The sequence below is a fragment of the Kribbella sp. NBC_00359 genome (assembly GCF_036097425.1).
Taxonomy (GTDB): Bacteria; Actinomycetota; Actinomycetes; order Propionibacteriales; family Kribbellaceae; genus Kribbella.
In genome coordinates this window covers 3,408,247-3,427,253 of sequence record NZ_CP107975.1, presented here as the reverse complement: position 1 = coordinate 3,427,253, position 19,007 = coordinate 3,408,247, and the positions used below count along the sequence as shown (strand labels likewise).

The 19,007-nt window shown below is 68.6% G+C and carries 21 protein-coding genes; 7 read left to right on the top strand and 14 right to left on the bottom strand.

Features of this window, described 5'->3' with window-relative positions; translation table 11 throughout:
- Nucleotides 1-19: 19 nt before the first annotated feature.
- Nucleotides 20-1,378 carry a D-alanyl-D-alanine carboxypeptidase/D-alanyl-D-alanine endopeptidase gene (dacB, locus tag OG876_RS16745; protein WP_328525794.1) on the bottom strand — a complete coding sequence of 453 codons (1,359 nt, stop codon included), beginning with the start codon at nucleotides 1,376-1,378 and terminating at the stop codon, nucleotides 20-22.
- A 50-nt stretch (nucleotides 1,379-1,428) separates the two neighbouring features.
- Here dacB and OG876_RS16740 point away from each other — a divergent pair, with 50 nt between their 5' ends.
- Nucleotides 1,429-1,917: an inorganic diphosphatase gene (locus OG876_RS16740; protein ID WP_328525793.1), complete on the top strand. Its 489-nt coding sequence runs from the start codon at nucleotides 1,429-1,431 to the stop codon at nucleotides 1,915-1,917.
- 55 nt (nucleotides 1,918-1,972) lie between these two features.
- Here OG876_RS16740 and OG876_RS16735 read toward each other — a convergent pair whose 3' ends face one another.
- Entirely contained in the window at nucleotides 1,973-2,404 is a 432-nt protein-coding gene (locus tag OG876_RS16735; protein ID WP_328525792.1) for a MarR family winged helix-turn-helix transcriptional regulator, read from the bottom strand.
- A gap of 86 nt (nucleotides 2,405-2,490) precedes the next feature.
- Between OG876_RS16735 and OG876_RS16730 the strand changes: the two genes are divergently transcribed.
- Nucleotides 2,491-3,456: a quinone oxidoreductase family protein gene (locus OG876_RS16730; protein WP_328525791.1), complete on the top strand. Its 966-nt coding sequence runs from the start codon at nucleotides 2,491-2,493 to the stop codon at nucleotides 3,454-3,456.
- 83 nt (nucleotides 3,457-3,539) lie between these two features.
- Here the strand turns inward: OG876_RS16730 and OG876_RS16725 are convergent, their stop codons facing one another.
- The 5 genes from OG876_RS16725 to OG876_RS16705 all read right to left on the bottom strand — a co-directional run bounded on the left by OG876_RS16725 (nucleotide 3,540) and on the right by OG876_RS16705 (nucleotide 9,348).
- Entirely contained in the window at nucleotides 3,540-4,961 is a 1,422-nt protein-coding gene (locus OG876_RS16725) for an NlpC/P60 family protein (RefSeq protein WP_328525790.1), read from the bottom strand.
- 231 nt (nucleotides 4,962-5,192) lie between these two features.
- Complete coding sequence (locus tag OG876_RS16720) at nucleotides 5,193-6,005, bottom strand: endonuclease/exonuclease/phosphatase family protein (protein WP_328525789.1); 813 nt, start codon at nucleotides 6,003-6,005, stop codon at nucleotides 5,193-5,195.
- 63 nt (nucleotides 6,006-6,068) lie between these two features.
- Nucleotides 6,069-7,139, bottom strand: coding sequence for a WD40/YVTN/BNR-like repeat-containing protein (locus OG876_RS16715; RefSeq protein ID WP_328525788.1), 1,071 nt, complete (start codon nucleotides 7,137-7,139; stop codon nucleotides 6,069-6,071).
- Nucleotides 7,140-7,160: 21 nt separating this feature from the next.
- On the bottom strand, nucleotides 7,161-8,435 hold the full coding sequence (locus tag OG876_RS16710) for an RICIN domain-containing protein (RefSeq protein WP_328525787.1): 1,275 nt from the start codon (nucleotides 8,433-8,435) through the stop codon (nucleotides 7,161-7,163).
- A 46-nt stretch (nucleotides 8,436-8,481) separates the two neighbouring features.
- A complete protein-coding gene (locus OG876_RS16705; protein ID WP_328525786.1) occupies nucleotides 8,482-9,348 on the bottom strand; it encodes a helix-turn-helix transcriptional regulator in 867 nt (288 codons plus the stop codon).
- Nucleotides 9,349-9,447: 99 nt separating this feature from the next.
- On the opposite strand from OG876_RS16705, the gene OG876_RS16700 reads away from it, so the two are divergent.
- The gene (locus tag OG876_RS16700; RefSeq protein ID WP_328525785.1) at nucleotides 9,448-10,188 is read left to right on the top strand and encodes an SDR family oxidoreductase; all 741 of its coding nucleotides are present in this window, start codon (nucleotides 9,448-9,450) and stop codon (nucleotides 10,186-10,188) included.
- On the opposite strand, the gene OG876_RS16695 is transcribed toward OG876_RS16700, so the two are convergent.
- The 6 genes from OG876_RS16695 to OG876_RS16670 form a co-directional block, all read right to left on the bottom strand.
- A complete protein-coding gene (locus tag OG876_RS16695; protein WP_328525784.1) occupies nucleotides 10,177-10,476 on the bottom strand; it encodes a thiamine-binding protein in 300 nt (99 codons plus the stop codon). The two genes, OG876_RS16700 and OG876_RS16695, sit on opposite strands and share 12 nt — an antisense overlap.
- Entirely contained in the window at nucleotides 10,473-12,062 is a 1,590-nt protein-coding gene (locus tag OG876_RS16690; RefSeq protein ID WP_328525783.1) for an MDR family MFS transporter, read from the bottom strand. Before OG876_RS16690 ends, OG876_RS16695 begins: the two co-directional genes overlap by 4 nt.
- Nucleotides 12,059-12,688: a TetR family transcriptional regulator gene (locus OG876_RS16685; protein WP_328525782.1), complete on the bottom strand. Its 630-nt coding sequence runs from the start codon at nucleotides 12,686-12,688 to the stop codon at nucleotides 12,059-12,061. Before OG876_RS16685 ends, OG876_RS16690 begins: the two co-directional genes overlap by 4 nt.
- A gap of 122 nt (nucleotides 12,689-12,810) precedes the next feature.
- Nucleotides 12,811-13,806, bottom strand: coding sequence for an aldo/keto reductase (locus tag OG876_RS16680; protein ID WP_328525781.1), 996 nt, complete (start codon nucleotides 13,804-13,806; stop codon nucleotides 12,811-12,813).
- A 74-nt stretch (nucleotides 13,807-13,880) separates the two neighbouring features.
- Nucleotides 13,881-14,345: a methyltransferase family protein gene (locus OG876_RS16675; protein ID WP_328525780.1), complete on the bottom strand. Its 465-nt coding sequence runs from the start codon at nucleotides 14,343-14,345 to the stop codon at nucleotides 13,881-13,883.
- On the bottom strand, nucleotides 14,338-14,817 hold the full coding sequence (locus tag OG876_RS16670; protein ID WP_328525779.1) for a MarR family winged helix-turn-helix transcriptional regulator: 480 nt from the start codon (nucleotides 14,815-14,817) through the stop codon (nucleotides 14,338-14,340). Before OG876_RS16670 ends, OG876_RS16675 begins: the two co-directional genes overlap by 8 nt.
- Before the next feature lie 38 nt (nucleotides 14,818-14,855).
- On the opposite strand from OG876_RS16670, the gene OG876_RS16665 reads away from it, so the two are divergent.
- The gene (locus tag OG876_RS16665) at nucleotides 14,856-16,100 is read left to right on the top strand and encodes a nucleotide disphospho-sugar-binding domain-containing protein (protein WP_328525778.1); all 1,245 of its coding nucleotides are present in this window, start codon (nucleotides 14,856-14,858) and stop codon (nucleotides 16,098-16,100) included.
- Between the two features lie 18 nt (nucleotides 16,101-16,118).
- Here the strand turns inward: OG876_RS16665 and OG876_RS16660 are convergent, their stop codons facing one another.
- On the bottom strand, nucleotides 16,119-16,823 hold the full coding sequence (locus OG876_RS16660) for an SDR family oxidoreductase (protein ID WP_328525777.1): 705 nt from the start codon (nucleotides 16,821-16,823) through the stop codon (nucleotides 16,119-16,121).
- A gap of 80 nt (nucleotides 16,824-16,903) precedes the next feature.
- On the opposite strand from OG876_RS16660, the gene OG876_RS16655 reads away from it, so the two are divergent.
- From OG876_RS16655 to OG876_RS16645, 3 genes are read left to right on the top strand one after another with little or no spacing between them, the layout of a single operon-like run.
- On the top strand, nucleotides 16,904-17,278 hold the full coding sequence (locus OG876_RS16655) for a winged helix-turn-helix transcriptional regulator (protein WP_328525776.1): 375 nt from the start codon (nucleotides 16,904-16,906) through the stop codon (nucleotides 17,276-17,278).
- 57 nt (nucleotides 17,279-17,335) lie between these two features.
- Entirely contained in the window at nucleotides 17,336-17,785 is a 450-nt protein-coding gene (locus OG876_RS16650; RefSeq protein ID WP_328525775.1) for a MarR family winged helix-turn-helix transcriptional regulator, read from the top strand.
- On the top strand, nucleotides 17,782-18,996 hold the full coding sequence (locus OG876_RS16645; RefSeq protein WP_328525774.1) for an MFS transporter: 1,215 nt from the start codon (nucleotides 17,782-17,784) through the stop codon (nucleotides 18,994-18,996). The genes OG876_RS16650 and OG876_RS16645 overlap by 4 nt, the downstream gene beginning before the upstream one ends.
- Nucleotides 18,997-19,007 lie beyond the last annotated feature (11 nt).

The window sequence follows — 19,007 nt, the reverse complement described above, 5'->3', positions numbered from 1 at the left end:
TCCCAAGACGCGCTTCCGATCAGACAGCGCAGCCGCAGTTGGCGAGGGCTGCGGCGGCCCGGTCGAGGGCGGCGCGGGCGTTGAGCGTCTGCGGGACCGCGACGCTGTCCGTGGCGATCGCGAACACCAGGAGCGTGCCTGTGCGGTCACGGGCCAGGCCGGCCAGGCTGTGGACGTTGGTGAGCGTTCCGGTCTTCGCACGGACCAGTCCGGTGCCGGTGCTCGTACCGGGTGCGACGAAGCGGTCTTCGAGGCTGCCGGTGAAGCCTGCGACCGGCAGACCGGTCAGCAGGTGCCGCAGCTCCGGGTGGTCCTCCGACGCCGCCACCCGGACCGCACCGGCCAGAAGCTCGAGCGGCACCTTGTTGGCCCGCGTCAGGCCACTGCCGTCGAAGATCCGCGCCTTGCTGACGTCCAGTCCGAGCTTGGTGAGCGTCTCCCGGACTCCCTTGACGCCGCCGACGTACGAACCGCCGTTCTTGGTCGCCAGGCCGACCTGGCGCAGCAGCACCTCCGCACCGTCGTTGTCGCTGTGCAGGTTGATGTACTCGACGATCTGGCCCAGCGTCGGCGACGCCACCTGCGCGATGGGCTTCGCTGCGGCCGGAGCGACCGCGGCGCGGACGGCCGGCGCCACGGCGATCCCGTAACCGGCCAGGAGCTTGGCGAACGCGGCTGCGGCCGCCTGCGCCGGAGCGTCCGACCGCTTGGCCATGCCCGGAGAGAGCCGGCCCTCATTCACCCACAGCGCCGAAGTGCGGGCCGCGATGCCTTCGGGCAGGTAGTTCGGCTCCCAGTTCGCGTTGGCGGCCGGACCGGTGAAGAGCGAGGCGTCATAGCCGAGACTGACACGCGTGACGCCCTGCGCCTTCAGTGCCTTCGCCGTACTCGCGGCCAATGTCTGCAGGGTCGCGCGGGCCGGGAAGTCGGAGCTCGCCGCGGGCTTCGTGGCGAGCAACGGGTCACCACCACCGACCAGGACGATCGAGCCGTTGGCCGCGCTCACCACCTTCGTGGTGAAGGTGTGATCGGCTCCGAGGGTCTCCAGCGCCGAGACCGTCGTCAGCAGCTTCAGCGTGGACGCCGGGGTGAACGGAGTCGCCGTACCGGCCGAGAACACCGCTTGGCCGCGTGAGGCGTCGTACACGTAGATGCCCCGGTGCTTGCCGAGGGACGGGTCCTTGAGGAACGCGGCGAGCGCCTTCTGGACGCCGGCCGCCGTCGGTGCGACGCCCGCGCCCTTGGCCGGCGCCAGTACGACGGGAGCCTGCTGCGCGGACTGCACTGATCCGGGTACGGCGCGTGCTCCGCTCACCAGACCCACACAAAGGGCCGTGGCGAGCAGCGTGACGAACACCGCACGGGGAGGACGAGCCACCGGGCTGCTCCTGTCAGTCGGTCGGTCGGAACCGTGACAGTATCTGCCGTATGGAGTTCGACGTCTTCATCGAGATCCCCAAGGGCACTCGCAACAAGTACGAGCTGGACCACAAGACGAACCGGCTGCGCCTGGACCGCACCCTGTTCACGGCCACTCAGTACCCGTCCGACTACGGCTTCATCGAGGACACCCTGGGCCAGGACGGCGACCCGCTGGACGCACTGGTGCTGCTGCCCGAGCCGACCTTCCCGGGCTGCCTGATCCGGGCCCGCGCCATCGGCATGTTCCGGATGACCGACGAGAAGGGGCCGGACGACAAGGTCCTCTGCGTCCCGGCCGGCGACCCGCGCCAGGAGCACCTGCGCGACATCCACCACGTGCCCGAGTTCGACCGGCTCGAGATCCAGCACTTCTTCGAGGTTTACAAGGACCTCGAGCCCGGCAAGTCCGTCGAAGGCGCCACCTGGGTGGGCCGCGCCGACGCCGAGGCCGAGATCACCGCCTCCTTTGCCCGCCTGAAGACCGAAGGCCACTGAACCGAAGGCCACTGAGCAGCCACTCCGCCGGCCCGCACTCGCGGCGCCGGCGGCTTCACTCGGCGGTCAGCCTGCCCAGCAACTCCAGCAGAGTCTTGCGTTCACTCGCACTCAACGGCTCGAGCAACTCCGCCTCGGCCGCGTAGATCAGCTGGTCCATCGCGACCAACTGCTTCTCCCCCGTCGCCGTGATCGCGACGATCTTCCGTCGGCGGTCGGCCGGGTCGACCCGGCGTACGACGTAATCCAGCGCCTCCAGCTCGTCGAGCACGGTGACGAGGTCGCTGCGGTCCAGCACGATCCGGTCGGCCAGCGTCGCCTGGACGGCCTCGCCGTCGTCGGCCAGGCTCGCCAGTACGTGGTAGTGCAGCGTCCGCACACCGGCGTCCGTCATGTGCTGCCGGACCAGCCGCTGCGACTGCTGACTCGCCCGCCCCAGCGCGAACAGCACCCGGTCGGCCAGACGATGCGTCGGCGCCTTCTTCACCCGGCCACTCTATTGGCACCGGACCGCCCAGGCGTTATCGTGGGACTCTCCCATTATTTAGAACTCCCACGATTTGGAGCAAGCCCATGCGCGCAGTGCGCTTCCACCGGCACGGCAGCCCCGACGTCCTGCAGATCGACGAGGTCGCCGTCCCCGAACCCGCGGCCGGCCAGGTCCTGATCGAGGTCGAGGCGATCGGCGCCAACGCCATCGACACCGTTCTCCGGGCCGGCGGCACCCCCTGGGACCGCCCGCTGCCGGGCACCCTCACCGGCGACGTGGTCGGCCGGATCGCCAGGCTCGGCCCGGACACGCCGCCCGGCGTCGTGGTCGGCCAACGGGTCGCCGCCTTGTCCGAGGACGCCTTCGCCGACCTCGCCGTCGCCGACGCAGCCTTCCTCGCCCCGATCCCCGCCGACGCCGACGCGGGCGAGGCCACGATGATGTCGATGACCGCGCCGCTCGCCCTCCGCCTCCTCGAGGCCGGCCGCGTCCCCGCCGGCGGCACTGTGCTGATCCAGTCCGCGGCCGGCACCGTCGGCCACCTGGCCGTCCAGCTGGCCCGTTTCTTCGACCCGAAGACGATCATCGGTACGGCGTCGTCTGCCAAGCGGCTCGACTTCATCCGCGAACTCGGCGCCGAGGCCGTCGACCTGACCGACCCGGACTGGCCGGCCAAGGTCCGCGAGATCGCACCCGACGGCGTCGATACGGTCCTCGACGCGGTCGGCGGCAAGGTCTTCGACCAAGGCCTCGACCTCGTCGCACCGCTCGGCACGATGATCACGTACGGCGCCATCACCACCGAACTCCCGACCGTCACGGCGATGGGCCTGTTCGGACTCAAGACCGTCTCCGGCGTGGGAATGCTGGGGTGGCGCCAGGCCCGCCCGGACGAGGCCCGCGCCGACATCGCCGAGGTCACCCGCCGCTGGCAGTCCGGCGACCTACGCCCGGTCGTCCACGCCACGTATCCGTTGACCGACGTCGTCCGCATTCACGAGACGCTCGACGCCCGCGCCAACCTCGGACGCCTCATCGCGACCACCTGAACCGCTTGTTGCCTCCAGCAACTACCATTGACGCGACCATCGCCCTGCTGCGCAACGGATTCATCGCCTGAAAGGGATCTGTCTTACGGCCGTCCGAAGAAGTTCGGCGGCACCCAGTAGTAGACGCTGTCGATCTGCACCGGCTTGCCGGTCCGGGGCGCGTGGATCATCCGCCCGTTGCCGAGGTACATCGCGACGTGGTGGATGGTCCCCGGGTCGTCCGGGTTCAGCGCCCAGAAGATCAGGTCGCCCGGCCGCAGCTCGTCCTCGTCGATGTGCCGGACCTGCTCGTACTGCGCGACGCTGTAGTGCGGCAGCTGGACACCGGCCCGCTCCCACGCGCCCATCATCAGACCGGAGCAGTCCCAGCGGGACGGACCGGTCCCGCCCCACAGATACATGTCGCCGAGCTGCGAGAGCGCGAAGTCGATCGCCGCCTGCGCTCCGCGGCGCGTGCTGTGGCTGTTGCCGTTGTCGTTGCCGTTGTTGTTGCTGGGCCGGTCCGGCGTGTGCTGCTTCGGCGGCTTCTTGCCGTGGTTCCGCTTCGCCTGCTCGCGGGCCTCCTTCTCCTCCCGCGCCTGCTCGGCCTCCTCCCGCGCCTGCTCGGCCTTCTCCCGGGCCCGCTCGGCGGCCTCCCGGGCGGCGATCCGCCGCTTCAGCTCGGCGGCCTTCCGCGCGGCGAGTTCGGCGGCGCGTTGCCGCGCAAGCTCCTCGAGCCCCCGCTGCCGCTGGGCGGCCACCCGGACCGACGTGTTCTGCAGTACGGCGAGCTGCGCGATCGACCGCGTCCGCTGCACGCCCATCGCGGTCACCGCGGCGGCCTGGGCGGCCTCCGCGTTCTCGGCCGCCTGCTTCGCCTTGGCAGCCTCGTCGGTCGCCTGCTTCACCTTGACCACAGCCTCGTCGGCCTGCACCTTGAACAGGTTCGTGACCACCTGGGTCGCCGTGTACCGCAGGTAGGACCCCTGCATCGCGGTCGACACCGAGCGCGCCGCGCCGGCCGAGTCGAGCAGTTGCTGCGGACCGTCGGCTGTGAACAGCGGCGCGATCTTCGCCACGTCGCCACCACCCTGGTACGACGCCGCCGCGAACCGGCCGATCTGCTGCCGCTGGATGGCCAGGGTCTGCTGCGCCTTCGCCGCCCGGGCCGCCGCGGCGGCCGCCTCGGCCTTGGCCTGCTGCAGTTTGTACACCGCGCCGTTGTACGCCTCGTCCGCGATCCCGGACTGGATGCCGAGTTGCTCGAGCCGCGCGTTCGCCGCGGCCAGCTGCCGCTCGATCGCGGCCACCTGGCCGGCCTTCGAGGCGGCGGCCTGCTTGGCCCGCTCGACCGCGGCCTTGGACGGAATGACCGGTGGCTTCGGCTTGGTGGCCTCGGCCGGGACCGTTTGGATGGCCATCGAGCCGGCCAGGCAGATCGCGAGCACCCCGGAGAGCAGCGCCCTACCGGTCTTCCCAGTGCTCCCGACCCGCCCGCCGGACGTGGCCCTCGAGGGCGTCCGCATCGGAATCGTTCCTTCCGCCGGTCACGAACCCCTTCCCCAGGGTTCGTGAACTTTTGGTCCTCATGGACCACATACGTGACACTAGTTGCCTCCAGCCCCATTGGGAACAGTTTTCACACAAGTAACTTTGTTGCACCTGCGTGTCGGCTTGACAAACTACAAGCTTGTAATTCGCGACGGCATGACAACGGCGCCCAACCGGAGGCCGGATGGGCGCCGCGGAGTGGGCTGTCAGTGCAGAGTGAACGTGGCGACGACGGGCAGGTGGTCGGAGGCCGGGGTGACCGGGACCTCGGCGTTGACCGGGCTCAGCCCGGCGCTGTGCAGCTGGAAGTCGATCCGTTTGGTCGGGTTCTCCGCCTCGATCGTGTAGCCCGGGCCGACACCGACCTCGGTCCAGGTGTCGTCGAGCACCGCGGTCAGGGTCTTGATCTCCGGCTTCTCCGGCGTCGCGTTCAGGTCGCCGACGAGCAGCGTCGGGACCTTCGACGTGCCCAGCAGTTCGACCACCTTCTGCGCCTGCTCCAGCCGCTCGGCGTTGTTGTTGCTGGTCAGGTGCGTGTTGGCGAACCGCAGGTCGGCGCCGCGGACCTTGATGCTCGCCACCGCGAGCCCACGCTGCTCCCCGGTCGGATAGAGCGGCAGGAGGGTGTTGGTGAAGTCCTTGATCGGGTACTTCGACAGGATCGCCGTACCGTACTGGCGCCGCGGCTCGCCCGGGTTCACCGGCGGGAGGTCGAGGTTGGCGGCGTACGCGTAGTGCATCTTGAGCCGCTCGGCGAACCAGGCCGGCTGGTCGACCCAGTTGCTCCGGACGTCCCAGTGCCGGTCGACCTCCTGCAGCCCGATCACATCCGCACCGGACTTCTGGATCAGTACGGCGATCCGCTCGAGATCGAGGACTCCGTCGATCCCGGCTCCGTGGTGGATGTTGTACGTCATCACTGTCAACGGCCGGCTCGGACGCCCGGCGTCCGGCCGAGCCGCGGCAACGGTCGGAATCACGATCAAGAACCCCACGAGAACCGTTAGTAATTTACGCATGCGTCCATCCTTCCGGAAAACCGGCGACACCCGCACTACGACCGAGTGTCGCCGGCCTGAACGTCAGCGCACGAGTCGAGCGACGGCGCCCTTGGCACCCGAGGCCCAGCAGCCCGCGTGGGAGCCGTGACCGGCGCATTCGACGCTGTCGAAGCTGCCGTCGTAGAACTGCTTCCAGCTGCGTCCGCCGTCGTAGCTCACGTCGCTCCCGGACGGACCGACCGCGAGGACCGTCGACCGCGACCACGGCACGAAGGACGACCCACTCCGGTACCCCTTCGGCGCCTTGTCCGCCGGAACCAGCTTCCAGGTGCGGCCACCGTCGTACGTGACCGATGCGGCCTTCACGGCCTCGGTCGGCTTGAGGAAGTCGCCACCGACCGCGACCCCGACCAGTGGCCCGCGGAACGCGAGGCTGAAGATCCCGGCCGCCTCACCGCTGGCCATCGGCGAGTCGGCGACCGTCCAGTGCTTGCCACCGTCAACGGTCCGGAACACCCGCGGCCGGTCGCCGCCGCCGGACGCGAACCACGCCGTCCGGCCGGGTCCGGCGACCAGGCAGGTCCCGCTCGCCGCGAACGCGAACTCACCCGTCAGCGCGGCCGGCATCCCGGCGTTCGACTGGACCTGCCACGACTTGCCGCCGTCCGAGGTCGCCGCGATCCGGAACTTCCCGTCCACCGGGTCGCTCAACGCCAGCCCGTGCTTGTGGTCGTTGAAGGCGAAGCAGTCGTAGAAGGCGTTCGCATCCGTGTTCCGGAACGTCTCCGTCCACGACTTGCCGCCGTTCACCGTCCGGTAGATCCGCGAGTCCTCGCCGGTGCCGATCGACAGGACCAGCGCCCGCTGCGCGTCGAACGCCTCGACGTCGCGGAACTGCAGTGCGCCGGCGCTGGGCGGGCTGACGTTCTGCCAGTGCTTCCCACCGTCGACGGTCCGCAGCACCTGCCCTTCGGTCCCGCCCACCCAGGCGACGTCCTTGCTGACCGCCGCCAACCCGCGGAACTGCGCCGTACTCCCGGTCGGCGTCTGCTTCCACTGGTACGACGGTCCGCCGCTCGCCTGGGCGGGGACGAGCTGAGACATCAACAGCAGACCTCCTGCCGCCACAGCGGCCACACGCAGGATTCTCATGCGCGTGAACCTAGTCCATGGTCAGGCAATCGTCAGCTGGAAAGACTGGGCCGCGGTGCCATTGCAGGTGAGTTGGACGAGTTGGGTGCTGTCGGCGGTGGAGCCGTTGGGGACGGTCAGGCACTTGGTGCTGAAGCGGCTGACGAAGTGGAAGTAGCCGCTGCCTTCGGAGACGGCCTGCCACTGCTGGTTGTTGCCGTTGCTGTACGTCCACAACTGCAGGCCGGCGTTGTCAGCGGCGGACACTCCGGTCACGTCGATGACCTTGGTCGCGTCGTTGCGGTTGTTCACCCGGGTGAACCCGCCGGACGTGGGCTGGAACTGGAACTGCTGTGCCTGCGTGGAGTTGCAGCTGTACTGCTGGATCACGGTCCCGTTGGCGGTCGCGGCCGCGCGGGCGTCGACGCACTTTCCGTTGGCCTTGTTGGCGATCGTGTACCACGCGGTCGGCGACGGCTGGTCGGCCGGAGGCGTCGTACCGGCGCCACCCAGCCACTTGAGCGCGTCCATCATGAACTGGTTCTGGGCCGGGCTGTCGAAGGTCGACGAGAGCCGGGTGTTGGTCTCGTAGTTCATCGCGTTGTGGCCGAAGTTCGCGTAGATCATCTTGTAGTTCTTGTTGGTCCAGATAATCGGGTAGTAGCCGCTGTACCAGGTCTGGTTCGGGTCGGTGCCGACCGGGAAGCTGGACGGGTCGATCGACGCCAGGATCTGGATGTCGGGGTTGTTCCGCAGGTCGTTCTGCCAGCTGTACCACTCACTCACCGACGACTGGAACGTCGCGCCGGTGTTCACCAGCGCCGGGTGCGAACGGTTCTCCGCCTTCAGCGTGACCGCGGTCGGTCCCCAGGTGTTCGACTGGAAGCGCCCGGTCCCGAGCAGCGTGTTGTTGAACCACGGCCAGCCACCACTCGCGTCGTTGTACGCCGACACGTGGAAGCCGAAGAACGCGCCACCGTTGTCCAGGTAGCGCTGGAACCCGGTGCGCTCTGCGTCGGTGTGCGGCGAGTCGTCGAGGAACATCACCACCTGGTACTGCGACGCCGTCAGGTTGTTGAGCTGGTCCCAGTTGTTCGTGGCGGTGTAGATGAACCCGTTCTGCGCCCCGAACTGCGGGAAGCGCTGGTTCGCCTCCTTCTCGAAATCGATGTGGGCGGCGTCCCAGGTGCCGCTGTAGAACGCGAGCACGTTGAAATTCGCCTGGACCTGAGCAGTCGCGGGCGTGACGGAGAGGGTGCTGACCAGCAGCACGAAGGCGAGCAGGAACGCAGGCAGGCGGAAGCGATCGGAAAGCATGGGGGGCGGCCCTTTCCGGTGCGGAGCAATTATGAAATTTCAGGACTTAAATTAACTCCGGATCAAAGTCCTGTCCAGAGCTCATCGACTGACTGCCCAAGACACCCAGCAGCCCCAGTTTGTCGGCGCTCTCGCTGCCGGGTTCGGCGGTGAAGACCACGAGCGTCTGCTGCTGGTCCCGGTTGTCGATCACCTCGCAGTACAGGTCGAGCTCGCCGACCACGGGATGCCGGAAGTGCTTGGTCCGGCTGTGCATGACACCGATCTCGTGCGCGTCCCAGATCTCGGTGAACTCCGGACTCAGCTTCTGCAGCGCGCGGACGATCGTCGCGGCGTACGACTTCGGCCCGTCGACGGTGGCGACCGAGCGCAGCATCGAGACCAGCATCCGGCTGTGGGTGGACAGCTCGGGCTCGAGATAGAGCACCCGCGACTCCGGATGCGCGAACCAGCGGTAGACCTCGCTCCGCTCCAGCCCCTCGAAGTTGGTCAGCTCCCCCGCGAACGCGACGTGCGCCGGCGTCTGCGCGAGCGTCTCGCCGCAGCGGTTGACCAGCAGCGCGGGCGTGTCGTGCAGCCGGTCGAGGATGCGCAGCATGCCGGGGTCGACGTGACAGGCCCGCGTCGTGCGCGGCGGCGTACCGTGCCCGGCGAGCACGAACAGGTGATCCCGCTCCTCCAGCGTCAGCCGCAGCGCGCGGGCGATCGACGTCAGCATCTCCACCGACGGCTGCGGGCCCCGGCCGCCTTCCAGCCGGCTGTAGTAGTCCGTCGACATCGACGCCAGTACGGCGATCTCCTCGCGCCGGAGTCCCGGCGTACGACGGCGCCGGCCGCGCGGCAACCCGACGTCCTCGGGCTGCAGGGCCTCGCGGCGTTTGCGGAGGAAATCGGACAGTTCGGCGTACTCCATGCATCCAGTGTCGCGAACGGGCGGCTGTTATCCACTGCTTGCCGAGCAGAGGCTGGGCCGGGCCTGGTTGCCATCGGCATCCGATCGCAGCCTGGAGACATGAAAACGACTGGCAACACGATCTTCTTCACCGGCGGTACGTCGGGACTCGGCCTCGGTCTGGCCCGCCGGTTCCGCGATCTCGGCAACACCGTGATCATCAGCGGCCGGCGCCAAGACCTGCTGGACCGGATCGCCGCCGAGGACGGTATCGAGGGGGTCGCACTCGACGTCGCCGACCCGGACTCGATCGCCAGGGCCTTCGAGCAGGTGACCGGCGCCCATGACGTCAACGTGCTGGTCACGATGGCCGGCATCATGCAGGTCGAGGACCTCCGCGATCCCGGTCACCTCGCGACCGCGGAGCAGACGATCGACATCAACCTGCTCGGCACGATCCGCACCGTCACCGCGTTCACGCCGTACCTGCTGAAGCAGCGCGATCCGGCGATCCTGACCGTCTCGTCCGGTCTCGCGTCCGTGCCACTGACGATCACGCCGACCTACAGTGCCACCAAGGCCGCGATCCACAGCTACACCCAGAGTCTTCGGATCCAGCTCGCGGACGCCGGGGTCCAGGTGATCGAGGTGGTCCCGCCCGCCGTCAGAACCGCATTGCTGAACCAAGAGGACGACGAGCGGGCGATGCCGCTGGACGAGTACCTCACCGAGACGATGGACCTGCTCCGGCAGCACCCGGACGCCGACGAGATCCTCGTAGACCGGGTCCGCTTCCTGCGCGACGCGGAACGGGAGAACCGCTACGACCAGGTGATCGGCATCCTCAACTCAGTCGGCTAGCGCCTGCTCGATCCGGTCGACCTTAGCGGTGAGTTGGCCGGTGTAGCCGGGGCGAATGTCCGCCTTCAGCACGAGGCTCACTCGCGGCGAGGCGGCGGCGACGGCATCGACGGCCTGCTTGACCACGGCCATCACCTCGTCCCACTCACCCTCGATGTTGGTGAACATCGCGTTGGTCTCGTTCGGCAGACCGGAGGCGCGGACCACGCGAACGGCTTCGGCCACCGCCTGGCCCACGCCTCCGGTCTCGTCACCGCCGGAAGGGCTGATGCTGAATGCAACGATCATGCATCCAGGATGTCAGGCTCCTCCTGAGCGCGACGCTCGGCTCCGCTGGTGGTCAGCAGTGCCTTCTCCTTGATGAACAGGACCGCAATGAGCGCCAGCACCGCGAACGGCACCGACATCGTGAACAGATCCGCGGTCGCCGCGCCGTACGCGTTCTCGACGACGGCTCGCGCCTGCTCCGGTAGTTCGGCGACGTTCGGCACCGCTCCGCTGCTGCCGGACGAGGCGCCGCCCGGGTTCAGCGTCTCGGTGACCTTGTTCGCCAGGATCGCACCGAGCACACTGACGCCGATGGTGCCGCCCATGCTGCGGAAGAAGCTCACCGCCGAGGTGGCCGCGCCCAGCTCTCGCGCCGGTACGTCGTTCTGCGCGGCGAGCACCAGGTTCTGCATCACCAGGCCGATGCCGACACCGAGGACGATCATGAACGTCCACAGCATGTACTTCGAGGTGTGTGCGTCGATCGTGCCGAACAGGGCCAGCCCGATCGGCAGCAGCACACTGCCGACGACCAGGTAGACCTTCCACTTGCCGTACTTCGTGATCAGCCCACCGGCGATCGTGGACGCGACCATCATGCCCAGGATCATCGGCAGACTCATCAGCCCGGCCTTGGTCGGGGTATAGCCCTGCGCGATCTGGAAGTACTGCGCCAGGAACACCGAGCCACCGAACATCGCCACGCCGACCAGCGCGCTGGCGACGATGGCCAGCGTCACCGTGCGGTTGCGGAACAGGTCCATCGGGATGATCGGCTCGGGGTGCCGGCGCTCGACCAGTACGGCGGCCACCAGCGCCACGAGCGCCACCGCGACCAGCAGGAAGCTCCAGCCGGACACCCATTCGAACTTGTTGCCGGCGAACGACGACCAGACCAGCAGCGTGCTCACCCCGGCGGTGATCAGGAACGCGCCCCACCAGTCGATCTTCACCTCGCGGCGAACGGTCGGCAGCTTCAGCGTGCGCTGCAGCAGCACGATCGCGGCGAGCACGAACGGCACGCCGACCAGGAAACAGGCCCGCCAGCCGAGCGGCGAGTCGACCAGGAATCCGCCGAGCAGCGGTCCCCCGACCGTCGCCGAGGCGAAGATCGCGCCGAAGATCCCGGAGTACCGGCCGAGCTCGCGCGGCGGGATGATCGCCGCCATCACGATCTGCACGAGTGCGGTCAGTCCGCCGGCGCCGAGGCCCTGCAGGACCCGGCTGCCTAGCAGTACTTCGATGTTCGGAGCGAAGCCCGCGACCAGCGAGCCGATCACGAAGAAGCCCAGCGACAGCTGGACCAGCAGCTTGTTGTTGTAGAGGTCGGCGAGCTTGCCCCACAACGGCACGGTGGCCGTCATCGTGAGTAGCTCGAGGGTGACGACCCAGGTGTAGGAGGACTGACTCGCCCCCAGGTCGTGAATGATCCGCGGCAGCGCGGTCGACACCACGGTGCCGGCCAGGATCGCCACGAACATGCCCATCATCAAGCCGGAGATGGCCTGCACGGTCTGCCGCGGGGTCAGGCTGGTCGACGGGGTTTCGTCAGTGGCAGTGACCTCACCCGACACCGACTCGGGCGTGGGCGAAGAGGTCGTTGTCATGAATGACCTTTCTGGTTGCGGTGGTCCGGCCCGAAGGCGGGGTCGATGCCTTGGGCAAGTAAGTGGAAGGCCTCGTCGACGAGCTCGCGGACGGACCGGTCCGGGGCGGTCTTGTGCAGTTCCATCGCCACCCGGCAGGCCGCGCCGGCGGCGCCGACGATCAGCGCCACCCGGACCGAACCATCCGGTTCGCCCATCCGGTCGGCCAGGGCGGCGGTCAGTTGCCGCTCGTCGTCGAAGCTGGACATCATCAGCTGATAGAGCAGGGTCGGCGACTGCATGATCAGCTCACCGCGCCGCGACAACTCGCCGTCGCTCTCGAGATCACGCAGTACGTCGCGGACGACGAACCACATCGTGGTCAGCGGCGACTCTTCGGCCGGCGCGGTCCGCATCCGCTCCAGGGCACGCTCGAGGTGCTCGGGGTTGCGCCCGAGGATCGCGTGCTCCTTGTGCGGGAAGTAGTTGAAGAAGGTCCGCACCGAGACGTCCGCCGCCTCGGCGATCTCCTCGACCGTGACGTGGTCCGGCCCCTTCTCCAGCGCCAGCCGCAGCGCGGCGTCGGCCAGCGCGGCCCGCGTCTCCCGCTTCTTCCGCTCCCGCAACCCGCCCTCTGCCTGCGTCACCCATCCAGGCTAGGCGGATTCTTGCAGTCACTGCAAACTATTAACGCTGAAATTTTGCAGAACTGCACGTTCGGGCAAGCAGAAGGCGCAGCACCCGGGGTGCTGCGCCTTGAGTGCTCCGGTCAGCTGGGGCGGCGGACGAACTGCGGGAGGCGCAGGATGTTGTGCGGGTACGGCAGCGGACCGTCGCCGGCCTCGGTCAACCGGCGCAGCTGGTCGTCGTCGAGGCTCCATCCCGTCGCGCCCAGATTGTCGGCGAGCTGGTCCGGGGTCCTCGCCCCGATGATCGGCGCCGTCAGACCCGGCCGCTGCATCACCCACCGCAGGGCGACCTGGGCAGGCGTCCGGTTGACCTCGGCCGCGACCGCGCGGAGGGCATCGAGAACCCGCCAGGTCCGATCGTTGTCGTGGCTGTCCCAGTCGGCCTGGCTGCTGCGGCTGCCGGCCGGCGGGCCACCCGCGTCCTTGGTGTACTTGCCGGACAGCCAGCCGCCGGCCAGTGGGCTCCACGCGATCACGCCGGCGCCCTCGTTCTGACACACCGGGATCAGGTCGAGCTCGGCGTCGCGGTCGAGCAGGTTGTAGAGCGGCTGCAGGCAGACGTACGGCTCCAGGCCGTGGTGACGGGAGAGGTCGATCGCCTTCTGCAGCTGCCATCCGGTCAGGTTGCTGGCGCCGATGAAGCGGACCTTCCCGCTGGTGACCAGGGTGTCGAGCGTGGTCAGCGTCTCTTCCAGCGGAGTCGCGTCGTCGAAGACGTGGATCTGGTACAGGTCGATGAAGTCGGTCTGCAGCCGGCGCAGGCTCGCTTCGACGCCGGCGAGGATGTGCTTCCGCCCGGCCCCGCGGACGGGCAGTCCGGGGCCGGCCTCGCCGTACACCTTGGTCGCGATCACCAGGTCGTCGCGGTTCCTGGTCTTCAGCCAGCTGCCGATGATCTCCTCGGAGACACCGGCGGAGTAGGTGTCCGCGGTGTCGATCATGGTGCCGCCCGCGGCGACGAAATCATCCAGGATCTTGTGGGCGGTCGACTGGTCGGTCTCACTGCCGAACGTCATCGTGCCAAGGCACAGCTCACTGACTTCCAGCCCGGTCCGACCGAGAAAGCGCTTGTCCATTGCGTCAACGTACAACGAGCCGCTCTACCCCTGGGCCGACATCCCGCATGTCCTCCACCGCGGCCCGATCCCACTCAGTCTCTTCGGAACCTAGGCACCCACGCGGGCACGGTCAGGCAGTACTCCTCGTACTGCCGGCCGTACCGCTCCCGCAGTACGGGCTCCTCGTAGAAGCGCACGAACGACGCCATCACGGACCACGCGAGTACGCCGTACGCCAGCACCCACGGGTCGAGAAAGACCAGCGACTGCCCGAGGATCGCGGTCACCACACCGACGTACATGGGGTTGCGGACGAAGCGATAGTCGCCGCCCACGACCAACTCCTCCGTCGGAGCCATGGGCGCCGGCGTGCCACGTCCTTCCCGGACGAACCGCACGAACGCCCGCAGTACGACGAACGCACCGGCCGCCACCACCACGAAGCCCGGCCAGAACCGTGGCGCCGCCCATCCACTCACCCACCACGGCACCACGCCGCCCACCACGCACGGCGCCGCGAAGAAGAACGCAGTGCTGCCCAAGGCTGCCTTAAGCATGGTTGACCCTGCCGATCACGCGGTCGGCGAGGTCGCAGAAGGTTTCGAGCTCGGCCGGGCTCAGGTCCGCGAACCAGTCGTCGATCGCGGCGATGTCCCCCGCGTCCCGCTCCCGCCAGTACGCGGCACTGTTGTTAGTTGCTGACAGCAACTTGCGGCGCCGGTCCGCCGGGTCCGGCTCGACCTGCAGCAACTCCTTGCGCTGCAGGGCCGCGACGATCTGGGCGACGTTCTGATGTGTGCTCCCGAGCGCGGTCGCGGCCTCCGCGAGCGACGGCTTCCCCATCGCCTTGACGACGGTGATCAGCGCGGCCTGCTGCGTGGTGAGCCCGTCCGCACGCAGTCGCTCGTCCATCTCGTAGCGCAGTTTCTGCGCAAGCATCAGGGCGGTCCGGAACGCCCGCACCGACGGCGCCAGCTCCGAGCCCGCGCCGATCCCGAAGAGCTTCCGACCCTTGTCCACCGACGACATAGGCAATATATTACCTATCACTGTCGAAGGGGGCAACCGTGATCTGCCTACTGCCGCATTGCGCCTACCTGTCCGAGACCTCCCGCATGCTCGAGCTCCACCGCGCCCTCACCCAACTCGGTCTCGAGGTCCGCGTCGCTACCCACGGCGGCCCCCACGAACGCCTGCTGGCCGAGGCCGGCATCAGGTACGACGTTCTCGGCCCGGGACTCTCCGCCGCCCGCGCGGCCGCCTTCGTCGGCTCGGCCGTCGGCCTCGGCGATCCCCGGCAGAGCATGTACGACGATGCCGAGATCCGGCTGTACGTCGCGGCCGAGGCCGAGTACTTCCGAACCCACGGGATCACGGTCGCCGTCACCGGATTCACCCTGACCACGTTGTTGTCGTCGCGATTGGCCGGCGTACGGGTGATCACGGAACACGCGGGCAGCTTCGTACCGCCGGTCTTCGAGCATCGCCTGCTACCGGCGCCGACCCGGCCGGTAGATCCACGGTTGAAGCATGCACCCGATTGGCTGGCCCGCTTCCTCGTCAATCGGACCCCCAACCGCATCACGGCGTACTGCGGCGGCTTCAACCGCGTCGCCGCGGAGCTCGGCGTGGAAGGCGTCCCCAGCTTGGCCGCCCTCCTGCTCGGCGACCTGTCCTTGGTCCCCGAGATCCCCGAAGTGCTCGGAATCTCCGCCGCCGAACTGGAGGCCTGGACACCCGGCAAGGGCTATCGAGCCGGCGCGCGTCTCGCGGCGGTCGGCCCGCTGTTCGCACAACTGGACCTCCCGATCCCAGCCAGGGTGCAGAACTTCCTCGACCTCCCCGGCCCGACGATCTACCTCGCCATGACCTCGACCCCGCCCACCCAGGTCCGTACGGCGATCGCCGAGCTGAGCCGGCTCGACGTACGAATCCTGGTCGCCGGCACCATCCACGACCTCGGCGACCTCGCCACCGACCGAATCCTGATTGAGGGAGTCCTGCCCAGTCATCTGGTCATGCCACAGGTCGACCTCGCGATCACCACCGGCGGCCAGGGCAGCGTTCAAACCGCCATGGCCAGCGGCACCCCACTCCTCGGCATCCCCCTCCACATCGAACAGGACCTCAACGTCGCCCTGGTCGAACGCCTCGGCGCCGCCCGCCGCGCCCGCCCCGGCACCCTGGCCGCCCAAACCACCCAGATGCTCGACAACCCCACCCACGCCGAGGCAGCCGAGCAAATCCAGAAGCTGTACGCCGCCGCGAACGGCCCAGCCGAAGCCGCCGCAACCATCGCCCAGCAGCTCTGATGGCCCGCGGTGGGGCCGTCAGGCGGTCTTGTGGCGGGCGCCGCCTTCGAGGTGGATCGTTTCGCCGGAGATGAAGCCTGCGCGGAGGAGCCACATCACCGTGTCGACGACATCCTCGGTCTCGCCGTGGCGTCCCACCAGAGTCCCGGCGGCGCTCTTGCTCAGCAGGCCGGCCTTCTTGTCGGCGAGCCGGTCCCACGCACCGGAGTCCACGACCCCGGGTGAGAGCGCGTTGACCCGCACCGGAGCGAGGTCCGCGGCGAGGTGGCGAGCGAGGTACTCGACCGCGCCGTTCGTCACGCCCTTGACGAGCGAGCCCGGCCCCGGCCGCCACCCGACGACGCCGGAGAACAGCACGATCGACCCGGTGGGCCGCAGTACCTTCGCGAAGTGCTTCGCGACCAGCATCGGTCCGATCACCTTGGCCGTGACCGCTCCCACCAGCTTGTCGCGATCCAGTTCGACCGCACGAACGTCGTGCGGCGCCGAACCGGTCGTCACGATGTGATCGATTCCGTCGGCCAGCCGATCGGCCGCAGCCGCGATCGTCGTCTCGTCCTGCAGATCGATCCGGATCGCGGTCGCGCCGATCTCGGCCGCGAGCAGCTGAGCCGCAGCCAGATCACGCGCCCCGATCACCACCTCGTACCCGTCCTCCGCCGCCCGCCGCGCCACGGCCGCCCCGAGCGCCCGTGCGCCGCCGATCACCAGGATCCGCTCCATGTGTGTCACTCCCTCTCGTAGGATCGGATGCAACGGTATGGATTTGATACCGGTATCTTCAACGGAACTGGGGGTCCCCCATGGGCAAGGCGTACAACGTGATGGCCGCGACCTGTCCGAGCCGCACGGTCCTCCACCGCATCGGCGCCCGGTGGACCGTGTTCGTGGTCAACGCCCTCGCCGACGGGCCGCGCCGCTTCACCGAACTGAGGGCGCACATCCAGGGCATCACTCCGAAGGTCCTGACCGAGACCCTCCGTTCCCTGGAAAGCGACGGATTGATCAGCCGGCACGAGTACGACGAGAACCCACCGCACGTCCAGTACGACCTGACACCGCTGGGACACTCGCTCCTCGTGCCGCTCCGCGCCGTACGGCTCTGGGCCGAGGAACACGTCCCCGACATCGAAGCCGCCCGCGCCCGCCAGCAGCCTCAGAACGACTCCCGGCAGTGATGCGGTTCACCGTTCCAACGATGGAGATGCATAGGTTTCCTATGTATATTGAAATGTGTGATCGGAACGGATCTGACTCAGCTCGGGATCGAGGTCGTCGTCGCGTCGGCGCGGTTGACGCGGATGGCCAGCCGGGACGTGAGCGTGTTGCCGCATGCGGCGATGCGGTTGCTGGGGCGGCTCGACGAGCTCGGGCCGACCAGGATCAGTGACCTGGCCAAGGCCGACCGGTGCTCGCAGCCGACCATGTCCACCCTGGTGCAACGCCAGGAGGAGCAGGGCTGGGTCCGGCGTGCGGCCGATCCGACCGACTCCCGCGCCAGCCTGATCAGCCTGACCGAGGCCGGCCTGGCCGAACTGCAGCGCGCCCGCCAGCAGGCCGGCGCTGCGGTCGCCGCCCGGCTCCTTCAGCTCCCCGGCACCGACCTCGCGACGCTCGAGGCCGCCGTCGCCGTCATGCACAAGATCCTCACCCTCGAAGATGTTCTGGAGGACACGCCCCGGTGAGCAACTCCTCGTTCCTGAAGCAACCCAAGTCCGTCTGGGCGGTGGCGTTCGCCTGTGTGATCGCGTTCATGGGCATCGGCCTGGTGGACCCGATCCTCAAGCCGATCGCCGAGCAGCTGCACGCGAGCCCGTCCCAGGTCTCGCTGCTGTTCACCAGCTACATGGCGGTCATCGGGGTGGCGATGCTGATCACCGGCGCGGTCTCCAGCCGGATCGGCGCGAAGCGCACCCTGCTCATCGGCCTGGCCATCATCGTCGTGTTCAGCGCACTGGCCGGCCTGTCCAACTCGATCGGCATGATCGTGGCTTTCCGGGCCGGCTGGGGCCTGGGCAACGCGCTGTTCATCGCCACCGCCCTCGCCACGATCGTGAACTCCGCGAGCGGCTCGGTCGCCCAGGCGATCATCCTGTACGAGGCCGCTCTCGGTGTCGGCATCGCGGCCGGCCCGCTGGTCGGCGGTGAGCTCGGCACGATCTCGTGGCGCGGCCCGTTCTTCGGTGTCGCCGTCCTGATGACGATCGCGCTGGCCGCGACCGCGTTCCTGCTGCCCACGTCGCCGCCAGCAGGACGCCGTACGTCGATCGTCGAGCCGCTGAAGGCACTGCGGCACCGGTCGCTGGCGACCGTCGCGGTCACCGCACTGCTCTACAACTTCGGCTTCTTCACCCTGCTGGCGTTCACGCCGTTCCCGCTGGCGATGTCGGCGCGGCAGATCGGGCTGATCTTCTTCGGCTGGGGGATCGGACTGGCGTTCACGTCGGTGTTCGTGGCTCCGCGGCTGCAGCGCCTGTTCGGCACGCTGCCGGTGGTGATGACCTCGCTGCTGCTGTTCGCCGCGGACCTCGCGGTGATGGGTGTGTACGCGCACCACAAGGGGGTTCTCGCGGCCGGCGTCATCGTGGCCGGGCTGTTCCTCGGCATCAACAACACGCTGATCACCGAGGCCGTGATGGGCGCCGCCCCGGTCGAGCGCGGTACGGCGTCCGCGGCGTACTCCTTCGTCCGCTTCTCCGGCGGTGCGATCGCTCCGTGGCTGGCCGGCAAGCTCGGCGAGGAGATCAACGTCCAGATCCCGTTCTACGTCGGCGCGTTCGCCGTCGTGCTCGCGGTCGGCGTCCTGGCCAGCGGCTGGAAGCCGCTGTCCCACCTGCGCATCCCGGCGAACCACTCCGCGGTCGAGGCGCAGGCACTCATCACCGCCGACGCCTGACCGATTGGTCG

Coding starts and splice junctions, on each gene's coding strand:
- OG876_RS16700 (WP_328525785.1), top strand. CDS start 9,448: ATGAAAACGACTGGCAACACGATCTTCTTCACCGGCGGTACGTCGGGA.
- OG876_RS16695 (WP_328525784.1), bottom strand. CDS start 10,476: ATGATCGTTGCATTCAGCATCAGCCCTTCCGGCGGTGACGAGACCGGA.
- OG876_RS16730 (WP_328525791.1), top strand. CDS start 2,491: ATGCGCGCAGTGCGCTTCCACCGGCACGGCAGCCCCGACGTCCTGCAG.
- OG876_RS16710 (WP_328525787.1), bottom strand. CDS start 8,435: ATGCTTTCCGATCGCTTCCGCCTGCCTGCGTTCCTGCTCGCCTTCGTG.
- OG876_RS16720 (WP_328525789.1), bottom strand. CDS start 6,005: ATGCGTAAATTACTAACGGTTCTCGTGGGGTTCTTGATCGTGATTCCG.
- OG876_RS16690 (WP_328525783.1), bottom strand. CDS start 12,062: ATGACAACGACCTCTTCGCCCACGCCCGAGTCGGTGTCGGGTGAGGTC.
- OG876_RS16670 (WP_328525779.1), bottom strand. CDS start 14,817: ATGTCGTCGGTGGACAAGGGTCGGAAGCTCTTCGGGATCGGCGCGGGC.
- OG876_RS16705 (WP_328525786.1), bottom strand. CDS start 9,348: ATGGAGTACGCCGAACTGTCCGATTTCCTCCGCAAACGCCGCGAGGCC.
- OG876_RS16655 (WP_328525776.1), top strand. CDS start 16,904: ATGGGCAAGGCGTACAACGTGATGGCCGCGACCTGTCCGAGCCGCACG.
- OG876_RS16740 (WP_328525793.1), top strand. CDS start 1,429: ATGGAGTTCGACGTCTTCATCGAGATCCCCAAGGGCACTCGCAACAAG.
- OG876_RS16725 (WP_328525790.1), bottom strand. CDS start 4,961: ATGCGGACGCCCTCGAGGGCCACGTCCGGCGGGCGGGTCGGGAGCACT.
- OG876_RS16675 (WP_328525780.1), bottom strand. CDS start 14,345: ATGCTTAAGGCAGCCTTGGGCAGCACTGCGTTCTTCTTCGCGGCGCCG.
- OG876_RS16715 (WP_328525788.1), bottom strand. CDS start 7,139: ATGAGAATCCTGCGTGTGGCCGCTGTGGCGGCAGGAGGTCTGCTGTTG.
- OG876_RS16680 (WP_328525781.1), bottom strand. CDS start 13,806: ATGGACAAGCGCTTTCTCGGTCGGACCGGGCTGGAAGTCAGTGAGCTG.
- OG876_RS16660 (WP_328525777.1), bottom strand. CDS start 16,823: ATGGAGCGGATCCTGGTGATCGGCGGCGCACGGGCGCTCGGGGCGGCC.